We start from the raw sequence: 16757 nt of genomic DNA on the forward strand, positions 1-16757 counted from the left end.
GTCATGTTTGTTTTGCGATATGTTTCAATCGCTGTATATCTTGACGTTTTGCATGTTCAGTTTTCAATGTTCATTTTTGTGATGTCGTTTTTTGCGACTTCTCTAGTCTATCATTTCATCTTGCGAGAGTCAAGAAGTTTTTTAAAAAATATTATTTGTTTCATAACATTTTTCGTTTCGTTCTTGACGACGTTTATTATCTTACAACATACAATTATTCATGTCAACAAAAAACGAGCATTTTTTTTGCTCGTTTTTTTCTCTATGCATGAAACTGCTTTACTTTATAGTAACGATGCATGATTTGATTACTTTTTGTTGGTTGTTCTACTATTAAAATGAGTCCTTTTTCTACAAGGAATTCAATAAAAACCTCTAAATCAACTGAGTAATTCTTTAATTCCTGATGTTCATGTATTTCTTGAATAGTCCAAAATTCCTTTTGTGATAAAACATCTACTATATGAGCAGCTCCATCTTTTGTTCGAGAATGGATTAAAAACTCGCTCGCTAAGAATAGAAGCTCCAATCTTTTCTCAATCGTTTCTTTACTACAAATTAACTCATCATAAAGTTTGTATATGGATGGATCTAGCTGCTTGACTTGTTTCCATACAACTACCTCTGGATGCATTCCTTTTTCAAAGACCGTCAATCTAGCTAAATGATGTAGTGAGTTAACAATATGGGAGGAAGCATCTAAATAATTTAGTTGTTCAAAAAATAGTTTCGCCTTCATATAACTTCTGCATAATTTAGAAAATTCTATTCCCATTCTAACTTTTCTTGCACTGTTAGGGAATTCGTCTAACTCCTTTTTTAAACCATCAATATATTCGTTGCGATCAAACACAACTCTTCCATTTATGATCCAATCTATTAGTTTAGGGTTTGAGCCAATGATTAGCCACTTTCTCAGTTGGCGCTCCGTCACTATATGTAATGCTGCTTTTTTGTTTTGAAAAGAGTAATGCTTTGTAAAAACAGGTCGGGAAGATTCTTTTGTAATAATTAATAATATAGAATCAAATGTATCTGTTATCGGACTAAACTCCTCTTTTTTCTCGATAACAAAAATCCCTAAAGTATTTGGATCACTAGCTCTTTCTTGGTAGATGGGTCTTAATAACGCTTCCATTGCGAAAGCCTCCTTTGCTTGCTATAGCTATATATTAACTTTCTACAAAAAAATAATGTATCCTCTCTCCAAACCAAAATATGTTATAGTGAATGTAGAAATAGGAGGATGAGAAATGAAACCCTATAAAAATAAAATAAATAGAATAAGATCCTTTGCTCTTGGATTAATATTCTTTGGCTTTATTATAATGTATGGCGCAATATTTTTCAGAGAGAGCGCTATCTTAGTTACAATCTTTATGACACTTGGCTTACTGTGTGTAATTGGTAGTACTGCAGTATATGGCTGGATCGGTCTTTTATCAACCAAAGCCGTACAAGTAATATGCCCTAACTGTAACAAGCCAACTAAAATACTTGGACGAGTAGATATGTGCATGCATTGCAACGAGCCCTTAACATTAGATCCTACGCTAGAAGGACAAGAGTTTGACCAAAGCTTAAATAAGAAGAGATAACAGCACTCCGCTTCTAGCGAAGTGCTTTTCTTATAATAGTATACTAAAAAAGCTGGGAGGATGTAATCTTGCTTATTGTATCTCTTATCGAGCGACTTGCAATAATAGCTACAATTGCCTTCTTATTAACACGGTTACCTTTTTTTCGAGATTTATTTGATTATCACAGACGAATGACGACGAAGAAGCGCATTTACCTGACAATAATTTTCGGATTATTCGGTATTCTTGGTACTTATACAGGAATAGTCATCAATCCGCTTGCAGATTCAGCTGGAAGATGGACAGGCGGTTTAGCACAAGAAGAGGCACTAGCGAACTCCAGAGTTTTAGGTATAGTCGTTGGCGGCCTTCTGGGAGGTTTCCGAATAGGCTTTGGAGCAGGCTTGATTGCTGGGATTCATCGGGTTTATTTAGGTGGTTTTACTGGTTTGGCTTGTGGCTTAGCAACTATTATTGCCGGTTTAATCGCTGGGCTAATTGGGAGTAAACTCCGTAAGAAAACGCTCTTCATATCCCCTTGGGTAGCTTTTCTAATTGGGGCAATGACGGAAGCGATGCAAATGGGAATCATCCTTCTAGTAGCAAAACCAACTTATCAAGCACTAGCTTTAGTTGAAGAAATTATGGTCCCAATGGTGCTCACAAATGCTATGGGCTCAGCCATTTTCATACTTATTATAAAAAGTGTATTAGATGAGGATAACCGGACAGAAGCGTATGGTGCCCATAAAGCTTTGGAAATCGCCGAATCATCCATTGAATTTTTACGTAGCGGCCTTTCTTTTCATTCGGCAAATAGAGTTTGCGAGCTGATTTATTCTAAAACTCCCTCCCTAGCCGTATCCATGACCAACAAGGATACAATACTTGCACACGTGGGCAATGAAAGTAACCATCACATTGCCGGGAGCCCTATTCAAACAGAAGCAACACGTCAGGTTATTCAAACTGGTAGCCTAAAAGTAATAGGACGAAGGGGAATTCTTTGTGACCAACCAGCCTGTACGCTCGGGGCTGCGATTATTGCTCCCTTAAAGATAAAAGAAGAAACCGTCGCCACCTTAAAAATATATGTCTCTAATGAAAGAATGCTTTCTCCCTCTTTAGTAGAACTTGTAAAAGGGTTAAGTAACATCTTTAGTCACCAACTAGAATTATCCGAGCTGGAGGAATTGAAGGAATTGGCCAAAGAGGCCGAAATAAAGGCATTACAGGCGCAAGTAAATCCACATTTTTTATTTAACGCAATGAACACGATTGTTTCTTTAATAAGAACTAACCCAAATAGAGCAAGAACCTTATTAGTTTCCCTAGCCCACTTTATTAGACAAAATACAGAAAACTCTTCCTCTGGAATGATTACACTACAAAAGGAGGTAGAACTAATCCAAACCTATTTATTAATAGAAGAAGCCAGATTCGGAGATCGTGTAAAAATTTCTTATAAAATCGAGGAAAGTGCTTTACATGTACTTATCCCTTCTATGGCAATCCTTACATTAGTACAGAACTCCTTTAAGCACGGCTTGCAAAAAAAGAAGGAAATCCTCATTGAAATCATCATAAAAGACGGTGGAGATTATATCGCTATATCAGTGACTGACAATGGGAATGGGATTGAAGCAACTAAAAAGAAAATACTCCTGCAGAACAAAGTGGAATCAACTAATGGTTCAGGTATCGGCTTATATAATTTACACCTCAGACTCAAAAAAATGGTACACCCCACTGCTGGCTTACAAATTGCTAGCGATGCAAATGGAACTTGTATCTCTTTCTTTATTCCGAAGAAAAGAATCAAGAAAAAGGAGAGGATAACCCAATGACTATCCAAGTAATCGTAGTAGATGATGAACGGTACAGCAGAGAGGAGTTAGTTTATCTTTTAAGTAAGTTTAAAGAAATAAAAATGGTAGGCGAGGCAGATTCTGCTGAAACAGCTTTATCCTTAGTAGCAAAGCTAGAACCGGATGTCGTATTTGTAGATATAGAAATGGTAGGAATGAACGGCTTAGAATTCGCCAACATTATGAAGAAATTTCAACGACCACCTTTAATTGTTTTTGCCACAGCCTTTCCCCATTATGCTGTAGAGGCTTTTCATGCCAATGCCATCGATTATCTATTGAAGCCATTCGATGAAATAAGAATAACAGAAACCGTAAATAGAATCATACAACAATTACAACCGAATAGACTTAAAAATCCTTTTAAGCTAGCTGTTCAAGAAGCAGACCGAATCTTGTATATTGATCCAGCTACGATTTTGTTCATCGCTAGAAGTCATAAAGAAACAATAATTCGTACAAACACCGGTGAGTTTACAAGTAAACATTCATTAAAGGAGCTAGAAGAAAAATTAAGTGGCTATCATTTTTATAGAACTCATAAGAGTTTTTTAGTAAATGTGCATCATATTTGTGAGGTCTCCTCCTGGAATCAAAGCATATATAACATTAAGGTCACAGGGATTCCAGACCAGATACCTCTTAGCAGAAATTATATAAAGGAGTTAAGAGAACTGCTTGAAATATAAATTCTAAATGGGTTTGAATTTCAATCGCTCAATTCTACCTCTTAAGCATCGAAATGAACATGTTAATAGTTTCTCGTACAATAAACTGATTATTTAAAATAGACTATAAAAAAAGAGGAGGCTAACAGAATGATAACCTTTATTGTGTCAATCGTACTTTTAATAGTAGCTTATTTCACTTATGGTAAATACGTGGAAAAAGTATTTGGAGTGAAAGAGGAACGTCAGACACCCGCATATACCATGTCTGACGGTGTAGATTATGTACCTATGTCCAAAAATAAAAACTCGCTTATCCAGCTACTAAATATAGCTGGAGTGGGCCCCATCTTCGGTCCTATTATGGGCGCTCTTTATGGACCGATTGCTTTTCTTTGGATTGTTTTAGGTGCAATTTTTGCCGGTGCAGTACATGATTATTTAACTGGTATGATTTCTTTAAGAAATAAGGGAGCCCATTTACCGGAGCTAGCAGGAAAGTTTTTAGGAAAAGCCTTTAAGCATGTAGTAAATGCATTTGCTCTTTTATTATTAGTTTTAGTAGGAACAGTGTTTGTTTCCTCTCCTGCAGCTCTGCTTGGAGATCTTACCTCAAGCTGGTTATCTGTTGGAGGCTGGGTAGTCATTATTTTCGCTTACTATATCTTAGCTACTGTACTTCCAGTTGATAAAATCATCGGTAGGCTCTATCCATTTTTCGGCGCTTTGCTTCTTATAAGTGCTGTCGGTATAGGAGTTTCGTTGTTTGTAAAGGGATATACAATACCTGAGTTAAGCTTTACAAATATGCATCCAGATAATTTGCCTATCTTCCCGTTATTATTCCTTACTATTTCTTGCGGGGCTTTATCTGGCTTTCACGCAACTCAATCTCCGATTATCTCACGCACTACGCAAAAAGAGGGTCAGGGGCGTTATATTTTTTACGGAATGATGATCGCTGAAGCAATTATCGCAATGATCTGGGCTGCTGCAGCAATGTCTATTTTTAATGGTCAAGATTTAAACGAACTACTGAATACTGTAGGAACTGCAGGAATTGTAAAAGAGGTATCTATGACCACATTAGGAGCGGTAGTTGGAACAATTGCTGTGTTAGGAGTTGTGGTACTCCCTATTACATCTGGAGACACCGCTTTCCGTAGTGCCCGTATGATAGTGGCAGATTATATTGGAATGGGCCAAAAGAAGATATCTAAACGCTTTTTGATTGCACTCCCAATGTTTGCTATATCTATCGCTTTAACACAAATTGATTTCACTATACTGTGGAGATACTTCTCTTGGGCAAATCAATCTACTGCAATGATTGCACTTTGGGTCTGTGCTATGTACCTGGCACTTCAAAGAAAGAACTTTTGGATTGCAGCAATACCAGCGACTTTTATAACGATGGCAACGTTCACCTATATATTTAACGCAAAAATAGGGTTTAATCTATCTATGCAAACCTCTTATATTTTGGGAGCCATCGTTACAGTCATTATTATAATAGGCTTCTTCTGGGGTCTCAAAAAGAAGCTTGATGCTGACCAAAAAGGCTTTACCCCTATAAAACTAGATGACGGACTTGGTACAAAAGCTTAATCTTCTCATGGACCCAGAAACAAATAGATGGCACTTACGATTTTACAATCGTAAGTGCCTCTTATTTTTCAAATACTTTTAGAAGACATTAGTCAAAGAGGACAAACTCCAGAGGGAAGGAGAAATTACGACAGTTTGTATCCCTGTCTAGGGCTTTGCAGGGTAGATACTCTCGTATAGCGTGTGATTACTCTCGGTGACGCTTGGTTTATTCTCGGATGGACTTCTTTTATTCTCGATTAGAGGGGCTTTACTCTCATTCAGCTTCAATACTCTCGGTTAAGGCGATTTTACTCTCGGATAGCGCCAATTTACTCTCGTTCAGCACTCCTGAAAACGGTGGAAGGCATTGGCGATTCCTAAACCGAAAATGGACCACCCTCCAACCTTGAGGATGGTCCGTTTCATTACAATCAAAAAAGAGGACCTACTGGAAAAGTAGCGTCCTCCTATTTAATAGTAGTTATTGAACTTCTGTCGCATGCTCTTGGCAGTCCGGACATTTTCCGTAAATCTCCATTCGGTGGGAGCTTACTTCAAAGCCAGTTATATGAGAAGCTAAGTGCTCTACTTCATCAAGTCCTGGGTAGTGAAAATCAACGATCTTTGCGCATGAATTACAAATCATATGATAATGATCATTCGTAATGAAATCAAATCTGCTCGAAGAATCTCCATAGGTTAACTCTTTGACTAAGCCAGCCTCTCTGAAAACACGCAAGTTATTATATACTGTCGCAACACTCATGCTAGGAAATTTACTTTCAAGTGCTTTATATATATCGTCCGCTGTCGGGTGAGACATGGATTGAATAATAAATTCCAAAATCGCATGGCGCTGAGGAGTTATACGTACACCGGTGGATTTCAGTGTATCCAAAGCATCTCTTAAATGTACTTCCGTCATCGCAATGCACCTCTCCATATATTATAGGATTATTATATTATAATAAGTATAAAGAAGAACCCTATCCATGTCAAATTTTAGACCATTTGCATAGTGAAAACCCTAATATCCTCTTATTATATCCACTTCATTTAGGAATTCTTTTTTATTATGTAACCAATGAGTTAAATTATTAGAAAAAATATCAAGAGCACGTACTAAGTATTGAGAAGAGTGACTCGAAACATGCGGGGAAACAATTACATTCTCCATCCTCCAAAATGGATGTCCATTTTTCAATGGTTCTTGTTCAAAAACATCTAATACTGCAAACGCTATGTATTGTTTCTCTAGTGCTTCTAAAAGCTCCTCTTCTTTTATAAGGTCACCTCTGCCAAAATTCATAAAGATAGAGGAGGGCTTCATTTTTTGAAGATGTTTACTGGTCAGCAATCCTCTCGTTTCCTCTGTACTTGGTAATACAGAAATAAGAATATCAGCAGCCGGTAAAGCTTGCTCTAGTTTTTCAAATGAGACCATAGATTCCATATATTCTGCCTTCTGTCCACTTCGGTTACATCCAATGGTTTTTACTCCGAAAGCCTGTAATAGCCTTCCGACTTCTCCACCAATAGCACCCGGTCCAAGTATGAGGGCTGTAGAGCCGTAAAGCTCTGAGGACGGTAGGCGTTTTACCCACTCTCCCCTCTTCTGATTTTCTCTCATCTTATGAAGCGACTTTTTTACAGAAAGAAGATGTCCGATAATCGATTCAGCCATTGGTATTTTATGAATCCCTCTAACGTTTGTTACTAGGATGCCCCTCTCCCCAATTTCCTTTAGTGGCATCTTCTCCATTCCTGCCGAGGCCACCATGATCCACTTTAACCTTTTAGCGGATGCTAGCAGTTCCTTCGAAAGATCTTCTCCATAGGTAACGAGAACTTCGGCAACAGAAAGCCTCTCTTCATTTATTCCCTTCTGAAAAGTAAAATGCACCTCCGGAAACTTTTGAACAAGCTGCTCTTGCAATCTTTCATTTGGCAATAAAGAAAATAACACCTCCACCCTATTCCCCACCTTCTTTTAATGATTTAATAGTAGACAACACTTCCTCCACATGGCCCTGCACCTTCACCTTTCTCCATTCCTTCACAATTGTTCCAGTAGGGTCAATTAAAAAGGTCGAACGCTCGATTCCCATATATTCCTTGCCAAAATTCTTTTTCAACTTCCATACTCCATAAGCTTCTGAAACCTCATGTGTATCGTCTATCAATAAAGAGAATGGAAGACCATGCTTTTCAATAAATTTCTGGTGTGCTCTTTCGTCATCAGCACTAACACCCAATATTACTGCATTCAGGTCGGAGAAATTAGTGTGATTTTCTCTAAAATCACATGCCTCTGTCGTACAACCTGGAGTCGAATCCTTTGGATAAAAATAAAGAACAACATACTTTTTCCCAGCAAAATCTTTTAGAGAAACTTGCTCTCCTTTTTCATTCTTCAACGTAAACAATGGTGCAGACATACCCTCTAATACCAATATAATCTCCTCCTCTTTTCTTCCTATGGTAACGAAGTTCCCTCATTTGTTCAATTTCTTTAGCCTTTTCTAACAATATTGTCTAAAATAAGAAAGAACGTATTTGCTGGTAGACATGAAAGCTGATACGTCATATACTTTACTACCTTGAACAATAATTATTGGAGGTTATACAGATGAATCACACCCAATCTGAACATATACAAGCAGAAGCACTTGAACATATTGTAGGAGGCGTAAACAGTCCTTCAAGATCCTACAAAGCAGTAGGAGGAGGAGCTCCAGTTGTAATGGAACGAGCAGAAGGAGCATATTTTTACGATGTAGATGGCAATAAGTACATAGATTATCTTGCCGCTTACGGACCAATTATTACTGGTCATGCCCACCCACATATTACAGAAGCAATAACGAAAGCAGCCCAAACAGGATTACTTTATGGAACACCTACAAAGCATGAGGTTGTTTTTGCTAAAATGCTAAAAGACGCTATTCCATCTATGGATAAAGTGCGTTTTGTAAATTCAGGTACAGAGGCAGTCATGACGACTATCCGTGTAGCTAGAGCATATACTGGCCGTACAAAAATCATGAAATTTGCTGGCTGCTATCATGGACATTCTGATTTAGTACTAGTTGCAGCTGGTTCTGGTCCTGCAACTTTAGGAACTCCTGACTCCGCAGGGGTGCCACAATCAATTGCTCAAGAAGTGATTACGATCCCTTTCAATGATCCAGCTGCATATCAAGAAGCAATGGAAAAATGGGGAGATGAAATTGCAGGGATTTTAGTGGAACCGATTGTCGGAAACTTTGGGATGGTAGAACCAAATGAGGGATTTTTACCACTTGTGCACAAACTTGCTAAAGAAAAAGGCGCTTTAGTGATTTATGATGAAGTTATTACTGCTTTCCGTTTTCACTATGGAGCAGCCTCCACTATGCTTGGTCAGACTCCTGACTTGACAGCACTCGGTAAAATCATTGGTGGAGGTCTTCCAATCGGTGCTTATGGCGGGAAAAAAGAAATAATGGAACAAGTTGCTCCATTGGGTCCTGCTTACCAAGCAGGTACAATGGCCGGAAATCCTGCTTCTATTCAAGCTGGTATTGCCTGCTTAGAGGTTTTACAGCAGCCTGGCATATATGAAGAACTAGATAGACTAGGTGCAATGCTAGAAGAAGGAATTTTGAAAGCCGCTAGGGAACATAACATAACTATTACGATCAATCGTATTAAAGGTGCACTTTCTGTATACTTTACCGATGTAAAGGTAGAGAACTATGAACAGGCTGAAGCAAGCGACGGTGAAATGTTCGCTAAATTCTTCAAGCTTATGCTTGCACAGGGCATTAACCTGGCTCCTTCCAAATATGAAGCTTGGTTCGTAACTACTGCACATACAGAAGAAGATATCAAAGAAACTATTGTTGCTGTAAATAAAGCTTTTGCACAATTAAATGAGAAAAGATAATGTTTTAAGAAAGGGTAGGATGCAATGAAATTAGGAGCACGTATATTTAAAACAGGAGTAGCGATTGTCTTTGCTTTATTAGTAGCGGAACTGCTCCAGCTTCCTAGCCCTGTATTCGCAGGCATTGCTGCTATCTTTGCTATACAGCCATCCATTTATCGCTCCTACTTAACAGTAATCGAGCAAGTACAATCCAATCTGATTGGTGCAGCTGTGGCAGTATTATTCGCTTTACTATTCGGTAATAACATCGTTGTAATAGGCTTTGCTGCTATTGTAGCAATCACTATTATGATAAGCTTCAAGCTGGAGAAAACAATCTCTTTAGCATTGGTAACCGTCATTGCGATTATGGAAATACAGGGAGAAGATTTCCTTACGTTTGCCTTAATACGATTTTTAACAATATTAGTAGGGGTGCTTTCTGCTTTTATTGTAAATATGGTTTTTATACCTCCCAAGTTTGAAACGAAGCTGTTTAATTCCATTCATTTTACACAGGATGAAATCATTCGCTGGATTCGTATCTGTGTTAGACATGCTTCTGACCACCAATCCACCAAGCAGGCAATAGCACAGATAGAAAACAGACTTAGTCGAATTGATCAAATTTATTCCTTCTTCAAAGAAGAAAGAGTTTACACCAAAAAATCACTTTATTCAAAGGGTAGAAAGACAGTCGTCTACAGAGAGCTTATTGCTATTTCCTATAGAAGTCTAGACGTTTTGAGCAGACTGCATCAGCATGAGCATGAAATAATGAGCCTACCTGAGCATTTCAGAATGATGATTAAAGAAAGGTTAGATGCATTATTAACCTACCATGAACAGTTGCATCTGAAGTTTTTAGGCAAGCTTAAAGCTGAGCATATAGATTGGAATAGAGAAAATGCCTTTTTACAAAGACAAGAAGTAATGAACATCTTCTTACAGCAAATAGCTGTGACGATTGAAGAGGAAGAAGAATTTTCCACCTACCATTTGCTTCATCTTCTATCCGCTATCCTTATGTATGAAGAGCAATTAGAGCATGTAGATCGACTCATCACTTCCTATCAAAATTTCCATAGCAACGAGCTTACCGTACAGGTAGAGGAATCACCCTTCTAACTGCAAAAAACATCATTTTTCTCTTTTGAGAAGAATGATGTTTTTTATTATACGAATTAGTTTTTCATTTTTGGATCTAAGGCATCCCTCAAACCATCTCCCATTAAATTAAACCCTAATACAGTCAGCATAATTGCTAGACCTGGGAATATTAAAGTCCAAGGGGCGTTTGTTATATAGTTCCTTGAATCAGCTAGCATCTTGCCCCATTCTGGTGCTGGTGCTTCTGCTCCTAATCCAAGAAAGCCTAAAGCCGCTGCCTCTATGATAGCTGTAGCAACCGCAAGTGTACCCGATACAATAACGGGAGCCATAGAGTTTGGCAGGATATGCGAAAATAATATACGAATGTTTTTCATTCCAGTTGCTCTGGCCGAGGTTATGTATTCCTCTTCCTTTATACTCAGTACTCGAGATCTAATTAAACGACCGAAGTTAGGAATATTAATAATTGCTATCGCTATTAATGCGTTCTGAAGAGACGGCCCTAAAATAGAAACGATAGCAATAGCCAATAGAATACTCGGAAAAGCTAGCATAATATCAAAAATACGTGAAATTATAACATCTACCCACTTACCATAATAACCGGCGATAATTCCTAAAATACTTCCCACAATAACAGAGCCAATTACCGAGAAGAAACCAACCCATAGAGATATTCTTGCCCCTAAAATTACCCTAGAGAATATATCCCTTCCAAAATCGTCTGTTCCAAACCAATGTGTACTAGAAGGAGGCTGCAGCCTTGATTTTAGAAGCTGATCATTCATTCCATACGGTGCTATCCACGGAGCAAAAATAGCAATTAGAATAAATGTAAATACAATGGTTGTTCCTACTAAAGCAATCTTATTCTTTCGAAAGCCTCTCCACGCCTCTCTCCATGGACCAGTTGTAGAATCGTCACTTGGAATAGAGTGAGCAGTCTGTATCGGAGCTGTTTCAGACATATCTATCCCTCCTTCTAGTCATATTTAATCCTTGGATCAATGATTCCATACAAGATATCAACCAATAAGTTAATCATGACAAATATAAACGCAACAACTAATATGCCAGATTGGATGACTGGATAGTCTCTAAATTGAATAGCATCATAGATATATCTTCCGATCCCCGGCCAGCTAAAAATAGTCTCTGTGAGTATCGCTCCTCCAAGCAGAAGCCCCATTTGTAAGCCGATAACCGTTAATACCGGAATCACAGCGTTTTTTAATGCATGCTTGTATACAACAAAAAACATTCTTTGCCCTTTTGCTCTCGCAGTACGAACATAATCTGCTCGCATTACCTCCAGCATGCTTGATCTTGTCATTCGAGCAATAATAGCCATCGGAATAGTTGCCAACGCAATACTTGGTAGTACTAAATGCTTCAACACAGTAACCAGCTGATCAAACCGGCCATTTAGGATCGTATCAATGATATATAAGCCCGTAATAGTAGAGATAGGGTCACGTGCATCCGATCTCCCCCCAGTTGGGAAAAGATGCAGTTCAATACCGAATATCCATTGCTCCATCAAACCAAGCCAGAAAATTGGAATAGAAACTCCGATTAAGGCAAAAATCATCGCTAAATAATCAAACCAGGAGTTCTGGAACCACGCAGAGATAATTCCAGCATTTACTCCTACGATAACCGCAATGATTATCGCAAATAAGGTCAGTTCAAAAGTTGCAGCTAGATACGGCCAAATCTCCGAAGCTACAGGTTGTGCGGTTCTAAGTGATTCTCCTAAATTCCCTTGAAATAACTGAATTAGATAGTCAAAGTATTGGACGTACCATGGTTGATCCAATCCTAGCTTTAACCTAAGAGCCTCTATTGCATCCTGTGAGGCTAGCTGTCCAAGAATCACCTGTGCCGGGTCTCCTGGAATTGCATGTATAATCATAAAGACAACAAAGGTCATCCCTAGCAAAACAGGTATCAACTGTAATAATCTTTTCCCTATAAAATGTAACAAAGTCAGTGTTCACCTCTTCCTCTTTCTCTTCGAAGCGTTCTGTCTATCTAGACAATAGAAAAACTGGAGAATAGTTCCCTTTTTTAGCTTTTAGACGTTTTAAAAAAGGAAGAAATCGTTAGACGATTTCCTCCTTCAATCATTACTGAAAATCAACATTCGCTAATTTGTCTGAACCAGTTGGATGAGGTAAGAAACCTGTTAAATCTGCTTTTCCTGCTAATAATGGTGTAGAGTGAGCAAGCGGCACCCAAGGAGCGTCCTCAAAAATAATTTCTTGTGCTTGTTTGTATAATTCAATACGCTTCTCTTCATCGATTTCAGACTGCGCTTCGATTAGAATATCGTGAAGTTGATCATTTTCATAATACGTATAGTTATTGCTTCCGATATTGTCTTGATCTAATAATACGTATAGGAAGTTATCAGCATCGCCATTATCACCAGTCCATCCAAGAAGGAATGCATCTGCTTCTCCATTTCTAGCTTTCTCTAAATATGTTGCCCATTCATAAGAAACGATTTTTGCTGTTACTCCAATGTCTTCTAAGTTTTTCTGTATAACTTCTGCAACTTTCTTTCCATCTGGCATATATGGTCTTGGAACAGGCATTGCCCATAGTTCCATCTCAAAACCATCTGGTAATCCTGCTTCCGCTAAAAGTTCTTTTGCTTTCTCTGGGTTGTATTCATACCCCTCGATTTCATCGTTATAACCACTAATGGAAGTCGGTATTGGGTTTTTCGCTACGTCTGCTCTCCCTTCAAAGAAAGCGTCCACAATGGATTGTTTATCAATTGCATAATTCATTGCCTGACGAACCTTTACGTTATCAAAAGGAGGACGAGTTGTTGTTAATCCTAGATATCCTACATTCATCGATGGTCTTTCATATAGCTGAAGTTTAGAATCTCCCTCTACTTTTGCTCCATCCTCCGGATTAATTCCATCCGCAAGGTCGATTTCGTTATTAATTAATGCATTTAAACGGGCAGCGTTATCCGGAATAGAACGGAATACAACTCTATCTAATTTCGGTAAACCATCAACCCAATAATCTTCAAATTTTTCAATTGTAATTGTTTCGTTACGCTTCCACTCAACAAATTTAAATGGTCCTGTACCTACTGGATTATCTCCAAATTTATCTCCATCAGCTTCAAATGCAGTTGGACTAGCAATGCCAAATGGACTCATTGCAATATTTTTCAAGAATGGAGCCTGTGGTCTTTTCAGCTTAAAGACTACCTTATACTCTTCTTCAGCAGTTACTGATTCAATCACATGCCCTTCGTCTCCAGCATATCCTCCAAACATAGAACCATAATAATAGAAGCTTTCTTCAGAGCCATTTGCCCAGCGCTCGAAGTTCTTTACTACAGCCTCTGCATTAAAGTCAGTCCCATCATGGAATTTAACGCCTTCCTCCAAAATAAAGGTGTACGTTAATCCATCCTCTGACGTAGACCAATCCTTTGCTAGACCCGGATGGATCGTAGTATCTTGGTCACCAAAGTTTAATAATGTCTCAAATAAGTTCTGTGTCACTTTAAAGGATTCTCCGTCTGTTACAATTGCAGGATCCAAAGATACTGAATCCCCACCTCGACCAAAGACTAAGACTTTGTTACCTTCGGATTCATCACCATCTGCTTGATCTCCATCATCTGCTCCACAAGCAGCTAAAATTGTCCCTAATACAAAAAACATTAATAAAAAAGACAGCAACTTTTTATTTCTCATATAGACCCCTCCACATTTTGATTATTATCAATGCTGCGTTCATTATATAAATGGCACGCAACAAATTGACCGGAATTCACTTCTTGCAATGCTGGTACTACCTTTGAACAGATATCCATTTTAAAGGGACATCTGGTATGAAATGTGCAGCCCGATGGTGGATTAGATGGACTAGGTATGTCTCCCTCTAAGATGATTTGTTCCCGCCTGAAATCTGGGTCTGGCACTGGAACAGCTGAAAGTAGCGCTTTTGTATACGGGTGTAAAGGCTCCGCATAAAGACTTTCACTTGGAGCAAGCTCTACTAATTTTCCTAGATACATTACTCCTACTCGGTCACTAATATGTCGAACAACACCAAGATCGTGAGCAATGAAAATATACGTAAGCTTCAATTCCTTTTGAAGGTCCTGCATGAGATTTAATACTTGAGCTTGAATAGAGACATCTAACGCAGAGACTGGCTCATCTGCAATAATGAGCTTCGGATTTGTCATCAATGCCTTTGCTATTCCAATTCTCTGCCTCTGCCCACCACTAAATTGGTGAGGATATCTTTTAGCGTGATATTTACTTAATCCTACTGTTTCTAGCAGATCGTATACCTTTTGTTTTCGTTCTTTTGGATTGCCGATATTATGAACAATTAATGGTTCCATTAATATTTTTTCTACTGTGTGACGTGGATTAAGAGATGCGTATGGATCCTGAAACACCATCTGTATCTCTCTTCTAAGCTTTCGCATAGCTGCCTCTGATAAAGCTGTTATTTCCACACCATCAAATACAACTCGACCATCTGAGGGTTCTAACAGTCTCATAAGCATTCTTCCTGTTGTTGACTTACCACAACCTGATTCCCCTACAATGCCCAGTGTTTCTCCTGCATGAACATGAAAGGAGATATCATCCACAGCTTTTACAAATCCAGCTTTTCTTCCTAGTAAGCCTTTTCTAATCGGAAAATACTTCTTTAAGCCTTCAACTTCTAACAACGGCTTTGTCAATGTCCATTACCTCCTTCTCGTCATATAAGAAACATCTTGTTTTATGCCCAGCAGATGTTTCATACAAAGGAGGATTTTCTTCCACACAGCGAGCAAACGCATACTCACATCTCGCAGCAAAGCGACAGCCTTGTTTAACAGTGCCTGGCTTCGGCACGTTTCCAGGGATAGAGTATAAACGTTGCTTCTTAAATCTCATGTCCGGAACAGATGCAATAAGCCCTTTTGTATAAGGATGCTGTGGATCCTTAAAGATTGTTTGAACCATTCCTTCTTCTACAATTTTTCCAGCATACATGACAACGACCCGCTCACATACTTCTGCAACCACTCCTAAATCATGAGTAATTAGAATCACAGCTGTGTTTAACCTTTCATTCAAGTCTTTCATTAGCTTTAAAATCTGTGCTTGAATGGTTACATCTAGAGCAGTTGTAGGCTCATCTGCTATTAATAGCTCTGGGTCACAAACAAGTGCCATTGCAATCATTACTCTTTGCCTCATCCCGCCAGATAGCTGATGTGGATACTCCTTCATCAATTCCTCTGCTCTTGGAAGTCCCACAAGCTTCAGCATTTCAATTGCCCTGCTACGTATTTGTTTTTTACTCCAATCTTTCTTATGTAACGCAATTGCCTCTTCTAATTGGTTACCAATGGTAAAAAGAGGATTTAAAGAGGTCATTGGCTCTTGGAAAATCATCGCTATTTCATTTCCCCTGATCTTCCTCATCTCTTTTTCAGAGAGGTTTGTTAGATCCTTCCCTTTGAATAGTATTTGTCCATTTGTTATTCTACCTGGAGGACTTGGAACTAAGCCCAAGATGGATAAAGAGGTGACACTTTTCCCACAGCCGGATTCTCCGACAATTCCAAGGATTTCTCCTTTCTTGACCTCAAAACTAATACGGTCAACTGAAGGGATAACTCCCTCATCTGTAAAAAAGGATGTCTGAAGCTCTTTAATCTCTAGAATCTTATTCTTGTCTGACATTTGGATGCTCCTTTTTTACTTTTTCTACAGAACTAGGCATGTTCATTTGCTAAAGCATGGTTTGCATATCTTCACTTGCTACAGCCCTCTTTTTATCAGGGTCGTACTTCTCATTCACAAAATCTAGCAAACCTAAAATTTGTCAATTTCTTTATTTTCAGTATTATTGTAATTTTACATAATCTATCAATAGTTTCAATAGTTTTAGAATAAACACAACTATTTACTTATTTTTCAAATTCATATCTAGGTAAAAAAAAGCATCCTATAAGAAGAATTTCGCCTTATAGGATGCT

General features: G+C 38.4%; 15 protein-coding genes. 6 read left to right on the plus strand and 9 right to left on the minus strand.

Annotation, left to right across the window (positions count from 1 at the left end; all coding sequences use genetic code 11):
- Positions 1–262: 262 nt before the first annotated feature.
- The gene (locus tag AC1VU3_RS13055) at positions 263–1138 is read right to left on the minus strand and encodes a nucleotidyltransferase-like protein (protein WP_480389066.1); all 876 of its coding nucleotides are present in this window, start codon (positions 1136–1138) and stop codon (positions 263–265) included.
- 115 nt (positions 1139–1253) lie between these two features.
- Between AC1VU3_RS13055 and AC1VU3_RS13060 the strand changes: the two genes are divergently transcribed.
- The 4 genes from AC1VU3_RS13060 to AC1VU3_RS13075 all read left to right on the plus strand — a co-directional run bounded on the left by AC1VU3_RS13060 (position 1254) and on the right by AC1VU3_RS13075 (position 5724).
- Entirely contained in the window at positions 1254–1598 is a 345-nt protein-coding gene (locus AC1VU3_RS13060) for a YgzB family protein (protein ID WP_480389065.1), read from the plus strand.
- 68 nt (positions 1599–1666) lie between these two features.
- A complete protein-coding gene (locus AC1VU3_RS13065; RefSeq protein WP_480389064.1) occupies positions 1667–3427 on the plus strand; it encodes a LytS/YhcK type 5TM receptor domain-containing protein in 1761 nt (586 codons plus the stop codon).
- On the plus strand, positions 3424–4137 hold the full coding sequence (locus AC1VU3_RS13070) for a LytR/AlgR family response regulator transcription factor (RefSeq protein WP_480389063.1): 714 nt from the start codon (positions 3424–3426) through the stop codon (positions 4135–4137). Before AC1VU3_RS13065 ends, AC1VU3_RS13070 begins: the two co-directional genes overlap by 4 nt.
- A 129-nt stretch (positions 4138–4266) precedes the next feature.
- On the plus strand, positions 4267–5724 hold the full coding sequence (locus tag AC1VU3_RS13075; protein ID WP_482983716.1) for a carbon starvation CstA family protein: 1458 nt from the start codon (positions 4267–4269) through the stop codon (positions 5722–5724).
- 463 nt (positions 5725–6187) lie between these two features.
- Here AC1VU3_RS13075 and perR read toward each other — a convergent pair whose 3' ends face one another.
- The 3 genes from perR to bcp all read right to left on the minus strand — a co-directional run bounded on the left by perR (position 6188) and on the right by bcp (position 8162).
- Positions 6188–6631 (minus strand): peroxide-responsive transcriptional repressor PerR, encoded by a 444-nt coding sequence (perR, locus tag AC1VU3_RS13080; RefSeq protein WP_480389061.1) that lies wholly within the window; start codon positions 6629–6631, stop codon positions 6188–6190.
- 102 nt (positions 6632–6733) lie between these two features.
- Positions 6734–7678 carry a D-2-hydroxyacid dehydrogenase gene (locus AC1VU3_RS13085; protein WP_482983717.1) on the minus strand — a complete coding sequence of 315 codons (945 nt, stop codon included), beginning with the start codon at positions 7676–7678 and terminating at the stop codon, positions 6734–6736.
- 1 nt (position 7679) lies between these two features.
- The gene (gene bcp / locus AC1VU3_RS13090) at positions 7680–8162 is read right to left on the minus strand and encodes a thioredoxin-dependent thiol peroxidase (RefSeq protein ID WP_480389073.1); all 483 of its coding nucleotides are present in this window, start codon (positions 8160–8162) and stop codon (positions 7680–7682) included.
- 173 nt (positions 8163–8335) lie between these two features.
- Between bcp and AC1VU3_RS13095 the strand changes: the two genes are divergently transcribed.
- Together AC1VU3_RS13095 and AC1VU3_RS13100 are read left to right on the plus strand one after the other, a co-directional pair.
- Positions 8336–9634 carry a glutamate-1-semialdehyde 2,1-aminomutase gene (locus tag AC1VU3_RS13095; protein WP_482983718.1) on the plus strand — a complete coding sequence of 433 codons (1299 nt, stop codon included), beginning with the start codon at positions 8336–8338 and terminating at the stop codon, positions 9632–9634.
- Positions 9635–9658: 24 nt separating this feature from the next.
- Positions 9659–10744 carry an FUSC family protein gene (locus AC1VU3_RS13100; protein ID WP_480389058.1) on the plus strand — a complete coding sequence of 362 codons (1086 nt, stop codon included), beginning with the start codon at positions 9659–9661 and terminating at the stop codon, positions 10742–10744.
- A gap of 56 nt (positions 10745–10800) precedes the next feature.
- Here AC1VU3_RS13100 and AC1VU3_RS13105 read toward each other — a convergent pair whose 3' ends face one another.
- From AC1VU3_RS13105 to AC1VU3_RS13125, 5 genes are all read right to left on the minus strand, one after another.
- Positions 10801–11697: an ABC transporter permease gene (locus AC1VU3_RS13105; RefSeq protein ID WP_480389057.1), complete on the minus strand. Its 897-nt coding sequence runs from the start codon at positions 11695–11697 to the stop codon at positions 10801–10803.
- A 14-nt stretch (positions 11698–11711) separates the two neighbouring features.
- Complete coding sequence (locus AC1VU3_RS13110) at positions 11712–12716, minus strand: ABC transporter permease (RefSeq protein WP_480389056.1); 1005 nt, start codon at positions 12714–12716, stop codon at positions 11712–11714.
- 142 nt (positions 12717–12858) lie between these two features.
- On the minus strand, positions 12859–14460 hold the full coding sequence (locus tag AC1VU3_RS13115) for an ABC transporter substrate-binding protein (protein WP_480389055.1): 1602 nt from the start codon (positions 14458–14460) through the stop codon (positions 12859–12861).
- Positions 14457–15467 (minus strand): ABC transporter ATP-binding protein, encoded by a 1011-nt coding sequence (locus tag AC1VU3_RS13120; RefSeq protein ID WP_482983719.1) that lies wholly within the window; start codon positions 15465–15467, stop codon positions 14457–14459. The genes AC1VU3_RS13115 and AC1VU3_RS13120 overlap by 4 nt, the downstream gene beginning before the upstream one ends.
- Positions 15442–16461 carry an ABC transporter ATP-binding protein gene (locus AC1VU3_RS13125; protein WP_480389053.1) on the minus strand — a complete coding sequence of 340 codons (1020 nt, stop codon included), beginning with the start codon at positions 16459–16461 and terminating at the stop codon, positions 15442–15444. The genes AC1VU3_RS13120 and AC1VU3_RS13125 overlap by 26 nt, the downstream gene beginning before the upstream one ends.
- Positions 16462–16757 lie beyond the last annotated feature (296 nt).

The organism is Psychrobacillus sp. Z16_25, from assembly GCF_056856695.1.

Excerpts from the sequence above, each read along its gene's own strand:
- AC1VU3_RS13055 (WP_480389066.1), bottom strand. The coding sequence starts at position 1,138 with ATGGAAGCGTTATTAAGACCCATCTACCAAGAAAGAGCTAGTGATCCA.
- AC1VU3_RS13060 (WP_480389065.1), top strand. The coding sequence starts at position 1,254 with ATGAAACCCTATAAAAATAAAATAAATAGAATAAGATCCTTTGCTCTT.
- AC1VU3_RS13070 (WP_480389063.1), top strand. The coding sequence starts at position 3,424 with ATGACTATCCAAGTAATCGTAGTAGATGATGAACGGTACAGCAGAGAG.
- AC1VU3_RS13075 (WP_482983716.1), top strand. The coding sequence starts at position 4,267 with ATGATAACCTTTATTGTGTCAATCGTACTTTTAATAGTAGCTTATTTC.
- perR (WP_480389061.1), bottom strand. The coding sequence starts at position 6,631 with ATGACGGAAGTACATTTAAGAGATGCTTTGGATACACTGAAATCCACC.
- AC1VU3_RS13095 (WP_482983718.1), top strand. The coding sequence starts at position 8,336 with ATGAATCACACCCAATCTGAACATATACAAGCAGAAGCACTTGAACAT.
- AC1VU3_RS13100 (WP_480389058.1), top strand. The coding sequence starts at position 9,659 with ATGAAATTAGGAGCACGTATATTTAAAACAGGAGTAGCGATTGTCTTT.
- AC1VU3_RS13105 (WP_480389057.1), bottom strand. The coding sequence starts at position 11,697 with ATGTCTGAAACAGCTCCGATACAGACTGCTCACTCTATTCCAAGTGAC.
- AC1VU3_RS13115 (WP_480389055.1), bottom strand. The coding sequence starts at position 14,460 with ATGAGAAATAAAAAGTTGCTGTCTTTTTTATTAATGTTTTTTGTATTA.
- AC1VU3_RS13125 (WP_480389053.1), bottom strand. The coding sequence starts at position 16,461 with ATGTCAGACAAGAATAAGATTCTAGAGATTAAAGAGCTTCAGACATCC.